At 70.3% G+C, this 13,929-nt stretch carries 12 protein-coding genes, 1 pseudogene and 1 riboswitch; of the genes and pseudogenes, 3 read left to right on the top strand and 10 right to left on the bottom strand.

What is annotated here, in order from left to right; genetic code table 11:
- Nucleotides 1-2: 2 nt before the first annotated feature.
- The 8 genes and pseudogenes from AC0B9F_RS15145 to AC0B9F_RS15180 form a co-directional block, all read right to left on the bottom strand.
- Nucleotides 3-1,016 (bottom strand): ribonucleotide-diphosphate reductase subunit beta, encoded by a 1,014-nt coding sequence (locus AC0B9F_RS15145; protein ID WP_472002611.1) that lies wholly within the window; start codon nt 1,014-1,016, stop codon nt 3-5.
- Entirely contained in the window at nt 1,016-3,379 is a 2,364-nt protein-coding gene (locus AC0B9F_RS15150; protein WP_472002613.1) for a ribonucleoside-diphosphate reductase subunit alpha, read from the bottom strand. The genes AC0B9F_RS15145 and AC0B9F_RS15150 overlap by 1 nt, the downstream gene beginning before the upstream one ends.
- A 124-nt stretch (nt 3,380-3,503) precedes the next feature.
- Nucleotides 3,504-3,628: riboswitch (cobalamin riboswitch) on the bottom strand.
- A gap of 52 nt (nt 3,629-3,680) precedes the next feature.
- Nucleotides 3,681-3,899, bottom strand: a pseudogene (locus tag AC0B9F_RS15155) (GNAT family N-acetyltransferase); the annotation flags it as partial.
- 193 nt (nt 3,900-4,092) lie between these two features.
- Nucleotides 4,093-5,721, bottom strand: a complete 1,629-nt coding sequence (gene mctP, locus AC0B9F_RS15160) for a monocarboxylate uptake permease MctP (protein WP_472002615.1) — start codon at nt 5,719-5,721, stop codon at nt 4,093-4,095.
- The gene (locus AC0B9F_RS15165; RefSeq protein ID WP_472002617.1) at nt 5,718-5,984 is read right to left on the bottom strand and encodes a DUF3311 domain-containing protein; all 267 of its coding nucleotides are present in this window, start codon (nt 5,982-5,984) and stop codon (nt 5,718-5,720) included. Before AC0B9F_RS15165 ends, mctP begins: the two co-directional genes overlap by 4 nt.
- A 150-nt stretch (nt 5,985-6,134) precedes the next feature.
- On the bottom strand, nt 6,135-6,893 hold the full coding sequence (locus tag AC0B9F_RS15170) for a GntR family transcriptional regulator (RefSeq protein WP_472002619.1): 759 nt from the start codon (nt 6,891-6,893) through the stop codon (nt 6,135-6,137).
- Between the two features lie 236 nt (nt 6,894-7,129).
- On the bottom strand, nt 7,130-7,915 hold the full coding sequence (nagB, locus tag AC0B9F_RS15175) for a glucosamine-6-phosphate deaminase (protein WP_472002621.1): 786 nt from the start codon (nt 7,913-7,915) through the stop codon (nt 7,130-7,132).
- Nucleotides 7,916-8,103: 188 nt separating this feature from the next.
- On the bottom strand, nt 8,104-8,859 hold the full coding sequence (locus AC0B9F_RS15180) for an SDR family oxidoreductase (protein ID WP_472002623.1): 756 nt from the start codon (nt 8,857-8,859) through the stop codon (nt 8,104-8,106).
- 131 nt (nt 8,860-8,990) lie between these two features.
- On the opposite strand from AC0B9F_RS15180, the gene AC0B9F_RS15185 reads away from it, so the two are divergent.
- Together AC0B9F_RS15185 and AC0B9F_RS15190 are read left to right on the top strand one after the other, a co-directional pair.
- Entirely contained in the window at nt 8,991-9,653 is a 663-nt protein-coding gene (locus AC0B9F_RS15185) for a TetR/AcrR family transcriptional regulator (protein WP_472002625.1), read from the top strand.
- Between the two features lie 423 nt (nt 9,654-10,076).
- Nucleotides 10,077-11,543, top strand: coding sequence for a sensor histidine kinase (locus tag AC0B9F_RS15190; RefSeq protein WP_472002978.1), 1,467 nt, complete (start codon nt 10,077-10,079; stop codon nt 11,541-11,543).
- Between the two features lie 248 nt (nt 11,544-11,791).
- Here AC0B9F_RS15190 and AC0B9F_RS15195 read toward each other — a convergent pair whose 3' ends face one another.
- Together AC0B9F_RS15195 and AC0B9F_RS15200 are read right to left on the bottom strand one after the other, a co-directional pair.
- Entirely contained in the window at nt 11,792-12,049 is a 258-nt protein-coding gene (locus tag AC0B9F_RS15195) for a WhiB family transcriptional regulator (protein WP_003992873.1), read from the bottom strand.
- A gap of 320 nt (nt 12,050-12,369) precedes the next feature.
- Nucleotides 12,370-13,338 (bottom strand): diacylglycerol/lipid kinase family protein, encoded by a 969-nt coding sequence (locus tag AC0B9F_RS15200; RefSeq protein ID WP_472002627.1) that lies wholly within the window; start codon nt 13,336-13,338, stop codon nt 12,370-12,372.
- 136 nt (nt 13,339-13,474) lie between these two features.
- Here AC0B9F_RS15200 and AC0B9F_RS15205 point away from each other — a divergent pair, with 136 nt between their 5' ends.
- Nucleotides 13,475-13,921 carry a hypothetical protein gene (locus AC0B9F_RS15205; RefSeq protein ID WP_472002629.1) on the top strand — a complete coding sequence of 149 codons (447 nt, stop codon included), beginning with the start codon at nt 13,475-13,477 and terminating at the stop codon, nt 13,919-13,921.
- Nucleotides 13,922-13,929: the final 8 nt, after the last annotated feature.

Here is a 13,929-nt window from a genome sequence, read left to right on the forward strand (position 1 = left end):
GCTCAGAAGTCCTCGTCCAGGTCGACGGTGCCCTCCACCGCGACCTGGTACGCCGACGGGCGCCGCTCGAAGAAGTTGGTCAGCTCCTGAACGCCCTGCAACTCCATGAAGGAGAAGGGGTTCTGCGAGCCGTACACCGGGGCGAAGCCGAGGCGGGTGAGACGCTGGTCGGCGACGCACTCCAGGTACTGCCGCATCGAGTCGGTGTTCATGCCCGGCAGGCCGTCCCCGCACAGGTCGCGCGCGAACTGCAGCTCGGCCTCCACGGCTTCCCTCAGCATGTCGGTGACCTGCTGCCCGAGCTCCTCGTCGAAGAGGTCCGGCTCCTCCTTGCGGACGGTGTCGACCACGTCGAAGGCGAACGACATGTGCATCGTCTCGTCGCGGAACACCCAGTTGGTGCCGGTGGCCAGACCGTGCAGCAGGCCCCGGCTGCGGAACCAGTAGACGTAGGCGAAGGCGCCGTAGAAGAACAGGCCCTCGATGCACGCGGCGAAGCAGATGAGGTTGAGCAGGAAGCGGCGCCGGTCCGCCCTGGACTCCAGGCGCTCCAGCTTCTCGACCTCGTTGATCCACTTGAAGCAGAAGCCGGCCTTCTCCCGGATGGACGGGATGTTCTCCACCGCGTCGAAGGCGGCCGCGCGGTCGTCCGGGTCGGGCAGATAGGTGTCCAGCAGCGTCAGATAGAACTGGACGTGCACGGCCTCCTCGAAGAGCTGCCGCGACAGGTACAGACGCGCCTCGGGGGAGTTGATGTGCTTGTACAGCGTCAGCACCAGGTTGTTCGCGACGATCGAGTCACCCGTCGCGAAGAACGCCACCAGCCGGCCGATGAGGTGCTGCTCCTTCGGCGTCAGCTTCGCGAGGTCGGCGACGTCCGAGTGGAGGTCGACCTCCTCCACGGTCCAGGTGTTCTTGATCGCGTCCCGGTAGCGCTCGTAGAAGTCGGGGTAGCGCATGGGGCGCAGGGTCAGTTCGAAGCCCGGGTCGAGGAGGTTGGTGTTACGGGTACTCATTACTGGCAGGCCTCGCAGGACTCGGGGTTTTCCAGGGAGCAGGCGACGGCGTCTTCGGGGGCCGCCTGCTGGACGGGGACGGGGACGGTGGCCTGCGCCTGGGCGGCGCGGGCGATGCGCGTCGCGGGGCGCGAACGCAGGTAGTACGTCGTCTTCAGCCCGGACTTCCAGGCGTAGGCGTACATCGAGGAGAGCTTGCCGATCGTCGGCGTCTCCAGGAAGAGGTTGAGGGACTGGGCCTGGTCGAGGAACGGGGTCCGTGCCGCCGCCATGTCGATCAGACCGCGCTGCGGGATCTCCCACGCCGTGCGGTACAGCCGCCGGACGTCCTCGGGGATCCAGGCGAAGTCCTGCACCGAGCCGCTCGACTCGCGCAGCGCCTCACGGGTGCGGGCGTCCCACACCCCCAGCTTCTTCAGCTCGGCGACCAGGTAGGTGTTCACCTGGAGGAACTCGCCGGACAGCGTCTCGCGCTTGAACAGGTTCGACACCTGCGGCTCGACGCACTCGTACACGCCCGCGATGGAGGCGATGGTGGCGGTCGGCGCGATGGCCAGCAGCAGGCTGTTGCGCATGCCGGTCCCGGCGATCCGGGCCCGCAGCGCCGCCCAGCGCTCCGGCCAGGTCAGCTGCACGTCGTAGTGGTCGGGGTGCAGCACACCCCGCGCGGTGCGGGTCTTCTCCCAGGCCGGCAGCGGACCGTTGCGCTCGGCGAGGTCGGCGGACGCCTCGTACGCGGCGAGCATGATGCGCTCGGCGATCCGCGTGGAGAGCGCCTTGGCCTCGGGGGAGTCGAACGGCAGCCGCAGCTTGAAGAAGACGTCCTGCAGGCCCATCGCGCCCAGGCCCACCGGACGCCACTTGGCGTTGGAACGGCCCGCCTGCTCGGTCGGGTAGAAGTTGATGTCGACGACGCGGTCGAGGAAGGTGACGGCGGTGCGGACGGTGGCGTCCAGCCGCTCCCAGTCGATGTCGTCGCCGTCCACGAAGGCGCCGAGGTTGACCGAGCCGAGGTTGCATACCGCCGTCTCGCTGTCGTCCGTCACCTCCAGGATCTCCGTGCACAGGTTGGAGGAGTGCACGACGTGACCGGGCAGCGCGGTCTGGTTGGCGGTGCGGTTGGCGGCGTCCTTGAAGGTCATCCAGCCGTTGCCGGTCTGCGCGAGGGTGCGCATCATGCGGCCGTACAGCTCACGGGCCGGCAGCGTCTTCTTCGCCAGGCCCGCGTCCTCCGCCTTGCGGTACGCGGCGTCGAACTCCTCGCCCCACAGGTCCACCAGCTCCGGCACGTCCGACGGCGAGAACAGCGACCACTGCGCGTCGGCGCCCACCCGGCGCATGAACTCGTCCGGGATCCAGTGCGCGAGGTTCAGGTTGTGCGTACGGCGGGCGTCCTCACCGGTGTTGTCCCGCAGCTCCAGGAACTCCTCGATGTCGGAGTGCCAGGTCTCCAGGTACACCGCGGCCGCGCCCTTGCGCCGGCCGCCCTGGTTCACCGCGGCGACCGAGGCGTCCAGCGTCTTCAGGAACGGCACGATGCCGTTGGAGTGCCCGTTCGTACCGCGGATCAGCGAACCGCGGCCGCGGATACGGGAGTACGACAGGCCGATGCCGCCGGCGTGCTTGGAGAGCCGGGCGACCTGGTGGTAGCGGTCGTAGAGGGAGTCCAGCTCGTCCAGCGGGGAGTCGAGGAGGTAGCAGGACGACATCTGGGGATGCCGGGTGCCGGAGTTGAACAGGGTGGGGGAGGAGGGCAGGTAGTCGAGGCGGCTCATCAGCCCGTAGAGCGCCGCGACCTCGTCGACGGAGCGGCGGGTGTCGTCCTCGGCGAGTCCGGCGGCCACGCGCAGCAGGAAGTGCTGGGGCGTCTCGATCACCTTGCGGGTGATCGGGTGCCGCAGCAGGTAACGGCTGTGGAGCGTGCGCAGGCCGAAGTAGCCGAACCGGTCGTCGGCGGTGGTGTCGACGAGGGCGTCGAGGCGGTCCGCGTGCAGCGTCACGAACGCGGCGGTGCGGTCGGCGACGAGACCCTCGCGGTGGCCGACGGCGACCGACCCGGTGAACGACGTGACGCCCTGCGAGGCGGCCTCCGCGCGGATGGCGAGCGTGAGCAGGCGGGCGGCGAGCTTCGAGTAGGCGGGGTCCTCGGAGATGAGTCCGGCGGCGGCCTCCGTGGCCAGCTCCCGCAGCTCCGCCTCGTCGGCGTGCGCCGACCGGCCGCGCAGCGCGGCGGCGGCGACCCGGCCGGGGTCGGTGTCGGGGAGGTCGGCGGTCAGCTCGGTCAGGGTGCGCAGCAGCGCGGCACCGGGACCGTCCTGCTCCGGCTCGGTGGCTGAGGCCGGATCGGCTGGCGCGATGGTCACGTGGGGCTCTCCCTCGCTCGGCACTTGGGCCTCGGCGAGGGCAGGGGGCAGCACACGAGCGCACGCGGCGTCGCGTCCACCGGCCCATTCCGCGAGGCCCGGACGTCGGAGCACGCCGGCCGGGTGGCCGGGTGCGCTGTGGGCAGGTCCTCGGACTGAACCGGCGTGCGCGAAGCACGCAAGTACACCGTTGCGGGACAGTTCCGGATTCGCACCGGATTCCCCTGCGGCGACAGCGAGCATGAGCATACATCTAGTGCCGGGCTGTCGTCTCACCCCCAGATGTTGTGTCCCGTCGGCTTCACAGCGTCAGCTCGTAGGTGAGCAGGGTGATGTCGTCGAGCTCCGGGAGGGGATTCCAGTCCCGTTCGGGCGTACGGACGAAGCCCAGGCGTGCGTAGATGCGGTGCGCGGTGCGCATGGTCCGCTGGGTCGACAGGACGATCCGCCCGCAGCCGCCGACGGCCCGGGCCCGCTCGACGCAGGCCCGCACGAGCGCCTCGCCGACACCGTGCGCCTGCGGCCGGTGCCGGTGAGGGCGTCGTCCTCCTACGGCGGGCGCGGGTCACCCCCGGCCGGTCGTCCGCGAAGGGAGTCCCTACGACAGCGGGCCGCCGTGGCATCTGCCTCCGGCGGCCCGCTGCGGGTTGCCCCGTGGTTGCTCGCGCAGTTCCCCGCGCCCCTTCGGGGCGCGCTTCAGTGACCGGCGTGCGTCAGTGGCCCGCGCCCGCCGTGGCCGGGGGGAGTTCGGTCTGGACGCCCGGGTCGCCGGCGTCCGCCGTGTAGTCCTCCGGGCTGGTCTCGTCGACGCCCTCGGGGGCCTTCACGGCCTTCAGAACGAGCGTGAGGACCACGGTCACCGCGACGTTCAGCACGAACGCCGTCAGGCCGATGTAGCCGATCTCGCCGATGCCGGGGATCTCCTTCGCGGAGCCGCCGAAGTGCTTCTGCGTCGGCGAGGCCACCCCGTACGCGGCCAGCGTGCCGTAGGCCATGCCGACCGCCCAGCCCGCCAGCAGCGCCCAGCGGTGGAACCAGCGCGTGAACAGACCGCCGACCAGGGAGGGGAAGGTCTGCAGGATCCAGATGCCGCCCAGCAGCTGGAAGTTGATGGCGACCGTCTTGTCCATGGTGAGGACGAAGACCAGCGCGCCCACCTTCACCAGCAGGGACACGATCTTGGAGACCTGGGCCTCCTGCTTCGGCGTGGCGTCCTGCTTGATGAAGTCCTTGTAGATGTTGCGCGTGAACAGGTTCGCCGCCGCGATCGACATGATCGCCGCCGGGACCAGCGCGCCGATGCCGATCGCCGCGAACGCGATGCCCGCGAACCAGTCCGGGAACATGTCCTCGAACAGCTGCGGAATGGCCAGCTGGCCGTTCTGCACCTTGACGCCGGCCGCGATCGCCATGAACCCGAGCAGCGCGAGCAGGCCCAGCATCAGGGAGTACAGCGGCAGGATCGTGGTGTTGCGCCGGATCACCTCACGGCTTCTGGACGACAGCGTCGCGGTGATCGAGTGCGGGTACATGAACAGCGCCAGCGCGGAGCCGAGCGCCAGCGTCGCGTACGTCCACTGGCCGGCCTCCCCCGGGGCGAGGGCACCGCGCGGCTTGCCGGTGGCCGGGTTGACCTGGCTGAACGCGTGGCCCGCCTTGGCGAAGATGTCGTCGAACCCGCCCAGCTTGATGGGGATGTAGATGATCGCCACCGCGATGACGATGTAGATCAGCGCGTCCTTCACGAACGCGATCAGCGCGGGCGCCCGCAGACCGGAGGAGTAGGTGTACGCCGCCAGCACGCCGAACGCGATCAGCAGCGGCAGGTCCTTGACGAACCAGTTCGTGTTCTCGCCACCGCCGACGCCCATCACGTCCAGCACGGCCTGGATGCCGACGAGCTGGAGCGCGATGTACGGCATCGTCGCGAGGATGCCGGTCAGCGCCACCGCCAGCGACAGCCCCTTGGAGCCGAAGCGGCCGCGCACGAAGTCCGAGGTCGTCACGTACCCGTGCTTGTGCGACACCGACCACAGCCGGGGCAGGAACGTGAAGATCAGCGGGTAGACGAGGATCGTGTACGGCACCGCGAAGAAGCCGGACGCCCCCGCCGCGTAGATCGCCGCCGGCACGGCGACGAACGTGTACGCCGTGTACAGGTCGCCGCCGAGCAGGAACCAGGTGATCCAGGTGCCGAACGACCGTCCGCCCAGGCCCCATTCGTCGAGGCTGTGCTCGTTCTCGGCCTTGCGCCAGCGCGCGGCCAGGAAGCCCAGCACGGTGACGAGCAGGAAGAAGAAGATGAAGACGCCGAGCGCGACGCCGTTCACGCCGTCCTTCACTTGTCCGCACCGCCCTTCTGGGAGACACGGGCGCGCTGGTCACGGCGCCACAGCTGGTAGGCGAGCACCGTCAGCGCCGTGGAGATGATCACCCACAGCATCTGGTACCAGTAGAAGAACGGGATCCCGATGAACGCCGGATCCACCTTGGCGTAACTCCCGACCCACAGCATCGCCACGAAGGGCGCGACAAGGCAGAGGGCGATGACGACGCGCACGGGCGTCACCGTCGCCGGTCTGGACACATCTGGCGCATTCGACATCGCGCGGTTCCGTCCCCTCACTGATCACCTGTGCAATGCGCAGGAAATCTAGGTCAGGTGCAGCAGGAACGGAACCCCTCGTCCGCATAACGGGCGTTGACGGCCTGGACCGTTATCCGACCGCGACCCGGCGGGGTGTGACGGGCCGTCCTACGGGCGCTTCAGACGGGCCACGAACTTGTAGCGGTCCCCCCGGTACACCGACCGCACCCACTCCACCGGCTCGCCCTGCCGGTCGAAGGAGTGCCGGGAGAGCATCAGCATCGGCAGGCCGACGTCGGTGCCGAGCAGGCCGGCCTCGCGCGGGGTGGCCAGCGAGGTCTCGATGGTCTCCTCGGCCTCGGCGAGGTGGATGTCGTAGACCTCGGCGAGCGCGGTGTACAGGGACGTGTACTTCACCAGGGAGCGGCGCAGCGCCGGGAAGCGCTTGGCCGAGAGGTGGGTGGTCTCTATGGCCATCGGCTCGCCGTTGGCCATGCGCAGCCGCTCGATGCGCAGGACCCGGCCGCCGGCGGTGATGTCGAGCAGGTCGGCGAGCCGGTCGTCGGCGGTGATGTAGCCGACGTCGAGCAGCTGCGAGGTGGGCTCCAGGCCCTGGGCGCGCATGTCCTCGGTGTACGACGTCAGCTGCAGCGCCTGCGACACCTTCGGCTTGGCGACGAACGTGCCCTTGCCCTGGATGCGCTCCAGCCGGCCCTCGACCACCAGCTCCTGCAGCGCCTGGCGGACGGTCGTGCGCGAGGTGTCGAACTCCGCCGCGAGCGTCCGCTCCGGCGGGACCGGGGTGCCGGGCGGCATGGTCTCGGTCATGTCGAGCAGGTGCTTCTTCAGGCGGTAGTACTTGGGCACGCGCGCGGTACGGACGGTGGCGCCACTGTCGTTCTCCGCACTGCTGACGTCGGTGCTCATGCTCTGCCTTCCCGGCTCCGGGTGCCGAAGCGGCCGACACGCCATCGGCCGCGGGCTCACATCGTGGCACGGCTTGGTGCGCGGTGACCTCGGTGGGCGGCCCCGCACGCTCCGTGATCTCCTCTGTATACCGTCGGGGCCCCTGCTGGTCTAGTCCAGCGAGGCGGCTCATGCACCTGGCCCCGAGCCGGCCCCGGCCCCCGAGCCGGCCCGCGCCCGGCCCGCGTCCGGTCCGGTCAGATGCCCTGCCACTCCGGCTTGTTCGCGTACGTGTGCCGGAAGTAGTCCGCCAGCTTCAGCTTGGACGCGGCGGCGTCGTCCACGACCACCGTCGCGTGCGGGTGCAGCTGCAACGCGGAGGCCGGGCAGACGGCCGCGACCGGGCCCTCGACGGTCGCGGCCACCGCGTCCGCCTTGCCCTCGCCCGTGGCCAGCAGGACCAGGTGACGGGCCTCCAGGATGGTGCCGATGCCCTGCGTGATGACGTGGTGCGGCACCTGGTCGATGTCGCCGTCGAAGAAGCGCGCGTTGTCCACCCGGGTCTGCTCGGTCAGCGTCTTGATCCGCGTACGGGAGGCCAGCGAGGAGCACGGCTCGTTGAACCCGATGTGCCCGTCGGTGCCGATCCCGAGGAGCTGGAGGTCCACCCCGCCGGCCCCGGCCAGCGCCCTGTCGTACGCCTCGCACGCCGCCTGCACGTCCTCGGCGGTGCCGTCCGGACCCAGGAACCGCTCCATGCCGATGCCGAGCGGCTCCAGCACCTCGCGTCGCAGCACCGAGCGGTAGGACTCGGGGTGTTCGGCGGGCAGCCCCACGTACTCGTCGAGCTGGGCGACCCGGGCCCGGGCGGTGTCCGCGGCGCCGGAGCGCACCTTCGTCTCCAGCGCCCGGTAGATGGGCAGCGGGGTCGAGCCCGTGGCGACGCCGAGCAGGGCGTCGGGCTTGCGCCGCAGCAGCTGCGCCAGGGCCTCGGCGATGAGCTCGCCGCCCGCCTCGGCGTCCGGGACGATGACAACTTCCACGCTGGCCTGCCGTTTCGAAGAGGGGACTCGGGGAGGGACCGGGGGGCCGGGACCGGGGGAGGCACTGGGTGACCCGCCGGGGGCCCGGTGCCCGGAATCGGGCAATGTGGTTTAGACCAATCTAACAGAGCCTGGTGCCCCTTTCCCAGGGTCTGCGCACCACTGCCCGCCCGCCACCGCCCCGGCCTCTAGTGCAGGCCCAGCAGCGTCCCCCCGGTGGCGTCAAGGTGCTGGCCGGTGACCCAGCGGGAGTCGGGCGAGGCCAGGAACGCCACGACGCCGGCCACGTCGGACACGGTGCCGACGCGCCCGAAGACGGAGACGGCCTCGGCGTGCCCGCGCAGCCCCGGATCGGAGAGCACCGCACTCGTCAGGTCCGTCTCGACGAACCCCGGCCCGACAGCGTTGACGGTGATGCCGCGCGGCGCCAGCTCCACCGCGAGGGATCTGGTCAGCGCCGTGACCGCGCCCTTGGCCATGTGGGTCGCGGCGATGCCCGGAATGCCGAGGTGGGTCGCCGCCGTGACGTTGATGATCCTGCCCTGATCGCGCAGCCGGTCCAGCCCGTGCTTGATGGTGAAGAAGGGCGCTTTGGCGTTGATCGCGTACGCGCGCTCGAACAACTCCTCGTCCGTCTCGCTCACGGTCGCGAAGAACGCCGCGCCCGCGTTGTTGACCAGGATGTCCACACCCTGCGCCGCATGCCGGTCGAAGGCCTCCCACAGCGCCTCGGCGTCACCGGGCATGCCCAGCTCGGCGCCGATCGCGAACGCGCTGCCGCCGGCCGCCTCGATCGCGGCCACCGTCTCCTTCGCCGCCGCCTCGTTGCTCCCGTAATGCACCCCGACCCGCGCGCCGTCCCGCGCCAGCCGCTCGGCGATGCCCCGGCCGATCCCCCGGCTCGCCCCCGTGACCAGAGCCGTCCTGCCCTCAAGCACGCCCATCTCCACGCCCCCTCGCTTCTGTCCAGCGGTCGTCATTTGCTCAGCCGCCGGTATTTGTCTAGCGGTCGCTACAAAAAGACCGTACAACGGCCCGCCGACATTTCGCTAGTGCCCGCTATAAAATCCCTCTCATGGGTGACCGACCGGGTGAGCAGCGAGCAGGCAGGGCGACCGCCGACGGCAGCGCCACAGCGGGGCGCGCCCCCCGTCCCCGCGGCCGTCCCCGCGCCTTCGACCGCGCGACCGCGCTGGAGAAGGCGGTCATGGCCTTCTGGGAGCGCGGCTACGAGGCGACCTCCGTCTCCGACCTGACCCGCGTCATGGGCATCGGCGCCCCGAGCCTGTACGCCGCGTTCGGTGACAAGCGCTCCCTCTTCGAGGAGGTGGTCCGGCAGTACGGCGCGACGTACGGCTCCTTCGGGGAGCGCGCTCTGGCGGAGGAGCCCACCGCCCGATCGGCCGTGCGGCGGATACTGCGCGAGGCCGCCGTCAGCTACACCGCCCCCGGGCACCCGCACGGCTGCCTGTTCGTCCACGCGGCGACCAACTGCACGAGCCCCGAGGTGGAGGAGTTCCTGCGCGGGGTGCGCAACGCCCACATCGCCGCCTTCGAGCGTCGTATCCGCGAGGGGGTCGCGGCGGGGGAGCTGCCGGCGGACACCGACGCGGCCGTGCTCGCCCGGCACACCTCTGCGGTCGTCCAGGGCATGTCACAGCAGGCACGGGACGGGGCGAGCCGGGAGGAACTGGAAGCGGTCGCGGAATTTGCCATGACCGTGTGGCCCCGTTGCTGACCAGGGCGGGCTAGGCTGCGGTGCATCAACTTCACACGGGCTGCGTGAGCGATTCGTCCCGCCGCATGGACAGGCCTAGTGGTCTAGTCCACAATGCCTCAGGGGCGCGCGAACAATGCCTCAGGGGCGCGCGACCACGATCGAGCGCAGCGAACACAGCCTCCGTCTTCCCCGCACAGGAAGACGGATCGAGGAACCGGAGCTCTCTGCCCTGACTGCCCCGGCTCCTCACCTTCGGCCGAACGGGACCGCACACCCCGTGGCCGATATTGCTCCGGGCTGCGGTGCCGGGAGGGCTGAGGGTCCCTCCCAGGCGCCGCGGCCCGCGGGTGTCTTCGGGGCCGCCCGTCCCACGGCCACAGCTCGGCGCCGTGTATTTCAGGGCCGTACAAACCGCCAGGTACGCTCGCACCCGTGCCCTCCATGAACGAACTGGTCCGCCAGCACACCGCCCTCGGCGACTCCGACCTCGAGTGGCTGCATCTGCTGGTCTCGGAGTGGCAGCTGCTCTCCGACCTCTCCTTCGCCGACCTGGTCCTGTGGGTCCCCACCCGCGACGGCACGCGGTATGTCTCGGTCGCCCAGATGCGGCCCAACACCGGCCCCACCTCCTACCAGGACGACATGGTCGGCCACCTCGTCCCGCGCGGCCGCCGCCCCATGCTGGACGTGGCGCTCGACGAGGGCCGGATCGTGCGCGAGGGCGACCCGGAGTGGCGCGAGGAGGTCCCCGTCCGGGTCGAGTCGATCCCCGTACGGCGGGAGGGCCGCGTCCTCGGCGTGATCGCCCGCAACACCAACCTGCTCACCGTGCGCACGCCGAGCCGGCTGGAGCTGACCTATCTGCAGAGCGCCTCCGACCTCGCCCAGATGATCGCGGCCGGCTCCTTCCCGTTCCCCGACCAGCAGGTCGACATGGACGCCTCGCCGCGCGTCGGCGACGGCCTGATCCGGCTCGACGCGGACGGCATCGTCCAGTACGCCTCCCCGAACGCGCTGTCCGCCTTCCACCGGCTCGGCCTCGCCTCCGACCTCGTCGGCCAGCACCTGGGCCAGACCACCGCCGAACTCGCCCCGACCCGCGGCCCGGTGGACGAGGCGCTCGCCAAGGTCGCCAGCGGCTGGGCGCCGCGGGAGTTCGAGATCGAGGCCACCGACGGGGTCATCCAGTTCCGGGCCATCCCGCTCAAACCGAAGGGCACACGCATCGGTTCGCTGGTGCTGCTGCGGGACGTGACGGAACTGCGGCGCCGCGAGCGTGAGTTGATCACCAAGGACGCCACCATCCGGGAGATCCACCACCGGGTGAAGAACAACCTGCAGACGGTGGCGGCGCTGCTGCGGCTCCAGGCCCGGCGCATCGACTCCGACCGGGGCAGGGAGGCGCTGGAGGAGGCGGTCCGCCGGGTCGGCTCCATCGCCATCGTGCATGAGACGCTGTCCCAGAACCTGGACGAGCGGGTGGAGTTCGACGAGATCGCCGACCGGGTGCTGTCCATGGTCGCGGAGATCTCTCCGGGCAAGGTCGCCGGCCGGCGCACCGGGCGTTTCGGCATCCTGGACGCCGAGGTCGCCACGCCCCTGTCGATGGCGCTCACCGAGGTCCTGCAGAACGCCCTGGAGCACGGCTTCCGTGAGGGCGACACCGGCATGGTCGAGGTCTCGGCGGTGCGCGGCGGCACCTCGAAGGAGGCGCGTCTGCTGGTCACCGTCCAGGACGACGGGGTCGGTCTGCCGGAGGGGTTCGATCCGCGCACCGCCGGAAACCTCGGGCTGCAGATCGTCCGCACCCTGGTCGAGGGCGAGCTGGGCGGCACCTTCGACATGGTCCCGGCCCCCGGGCGCGGCACCCGGGTGATCCTCGACATCCCGGTGCGGGCGCAGAAGTAGCGGACGTCACGGTCGTCACGCAGAGTGAGTGGGCCTCGTCATACGGGGTAAGTGGCCCACGCCACACGGTGGTTGAGGGTGGCGTCCGCGCGGCCGGGGAACGGCCGGCGGACAGCAAAAAGCCCCGGACCGCCATTGGTCCGAGGCTAGTGCTCGACTTCTTCGTTCACTGCGCGCTGCGGCTCGGGGGCGGGAGATGCGCACGCGATGTGCGCGCCGCCAAGCTCAGGCTGTCAGCAGGGGTGGGGTCAGGCGGAGGCCTGACGGGCCCGGTTGCGGGCGGCGCGGCGCTTCATGGCGCGACGCTCGTCCTCGCTGAGACCACCCCAGACGCCGGAGTCCTGACCGGACTCGAGCGCCCACTGCAGACACTGCTCGATCACCGGGCAGCGACGGCAGACGGCCTTGGCTTCCTCGATCTGCAGCAGCGCAGGACCGGTGTTGCCGATGGGGAAGAAGAGCTCGGGGTCTTCCTCGCGGCAAACGGCGTTGTGACGCCAGTCCATGGCTGCTACCTCTCCTTGGTATGACTGTGCAAGTTGCTTGTGAATGTGAACGCTTTCACGAATCCCTCAACAAGTGAAGGGCCGATCGCCGAGTCTTCCCCGGCGTGGTCCTGTGTTTGAGAGGGGTTCTGGTGATCAGTGGAGGCCGGTCTTGCGGGCCGTCCCGATCGCCACGTAGAGACTCGCAAACCTCAGCGGCGGATACAACCCCTTCAGGAAAGTTTTTTTTGATTCTTCGGTGTCGACTAGGTCACAGCCGTACTTCCATGGGGTGGACCCTGGCCTAAACGTTCGAGTGAAAGGACTTTGGCCCTTTCTGCTCACACAATCACACGCAGTGCACGGCGTACACCTGTGAACGTCACGCTGGTACGCAGCCCCAGATGGTCACCGTCCATCTGGAGGGGCAGCGGCACCTTCGAATGCAAGGTGAAGCGGTCCAGATCATGCAGTGCGACGGCGTGCTTGCCGCGCGGTCCGCGCTCCGGGGACGAAGTGAGCAACTGGGTGCCATACCGGGCAACCGCGGCCGTCGACAGGCGGCGCAGACCGAACACATCGAGCCCCGTGTCGAACGAGGCCTGCGGGGAGGCGTAGATCGGGCGGTTGCCGAGGAACGTCCACGGCGAGGTGTTCGAGACTATGGACAGGACGAGATCCGTGAGCGGCTCCTCGCCCTCCCGCTCCAGCGTGATGGAGCCGTGCCGGCGATGGGACTCGCCGAGCAGCTGACGCACCACCTGCCGTACGTACAGCGCGTGCGTCGACTTCTTGCCGCGCTCGCGGTGCTGCTCCACCCGGCCGACCACACCCGCGTCGAAGCCGAGCCCGGCGTTGAAGGTGAACCAGCGCTGCGGCACCGCCTCGTCCGGCGTGCCCGGCGTGCCCGAGGTCAGACCGAGGCTCACCATGCGCTCGCTGCCCTCGCGCAGCGCGTCCAGCAGAGCGCCCGTCGCCTCCACGGCGTCGTTGGGCAGGCCCAGCGCGCGGGCGAAGACGTTCGTGGAACCGCCCGGCACCACCGCGAGGCCCGGCAGCCGCGCCGGATCGGGACCGGCGTGCAGCAGGCCGTTGACCACCTCGTTGACCGTGCCGTCGCCGCCGAGCGCCACGACCAGGTCGATGTCGTCGCCGAGCGCGGCCTGCCGGCCCAGGTCGCGCGCGTGCCCGCGGTACTCGGTGGTGACCGCCTCCAGCTTCATCTCGCTGGCGAGTGCGTGCAGGAGCACGTCACGGGTGCGCGCACTGGTAGTGGTTGCCGCCGGGTTGACCACGAGAAGTGCACGCATGACGTGCAGCGTACCTACTGAGCGGTACTCGTACGAGGGCGAGGTAGGGAACAGGTAAGAGGAGACACACCTCGACGCGCGGTGTGCCGGTGAGGCTCGCCCCGGGGACGCGTCGGGTGCGGGCTACCCTTCAGGGGTGAGCAGTGAGCAGACCCCCACCCCCACGCAGACCCCGGACACCGCCGGCCCGCGCCCGCGTCGTCTGACGTACGCCGCGATGCTCGCCGGCCTCGAAGGGCTGGCGCTGCTCGCCGGCGGGGTGTGGATGCTCGTCCTCGCTCTGACCGGCGCCCCCGACGACCGGCAGCAGGCCGTGACCGGCGGGGTGACGATCGTCGTCCTCGCGATGCTGCCGCTGCTCGCCGCCCGCGGACTGCTGGCCCGCCGCAGCTGGAGCCGCGGCCCCGCCGTCATCACGCAGATCATCGCGCTGCCGGTGGCCTACAACCTGATCCACGCCGACGGCGCCGCCATCCCGGCGGGCATCGCGCTCACCGCCGCCGCCGTCGCCGCGCTGGTCCTGCTGGTCAACGGCGAGACGACCCGGGCTCTCGGCATCAGGGGGCCCGGCGCGCAGAAGTGACGGCGACG

It is taken from the genome of Streptomyces sp. NPDC097129, assembly GCF_055668065.1.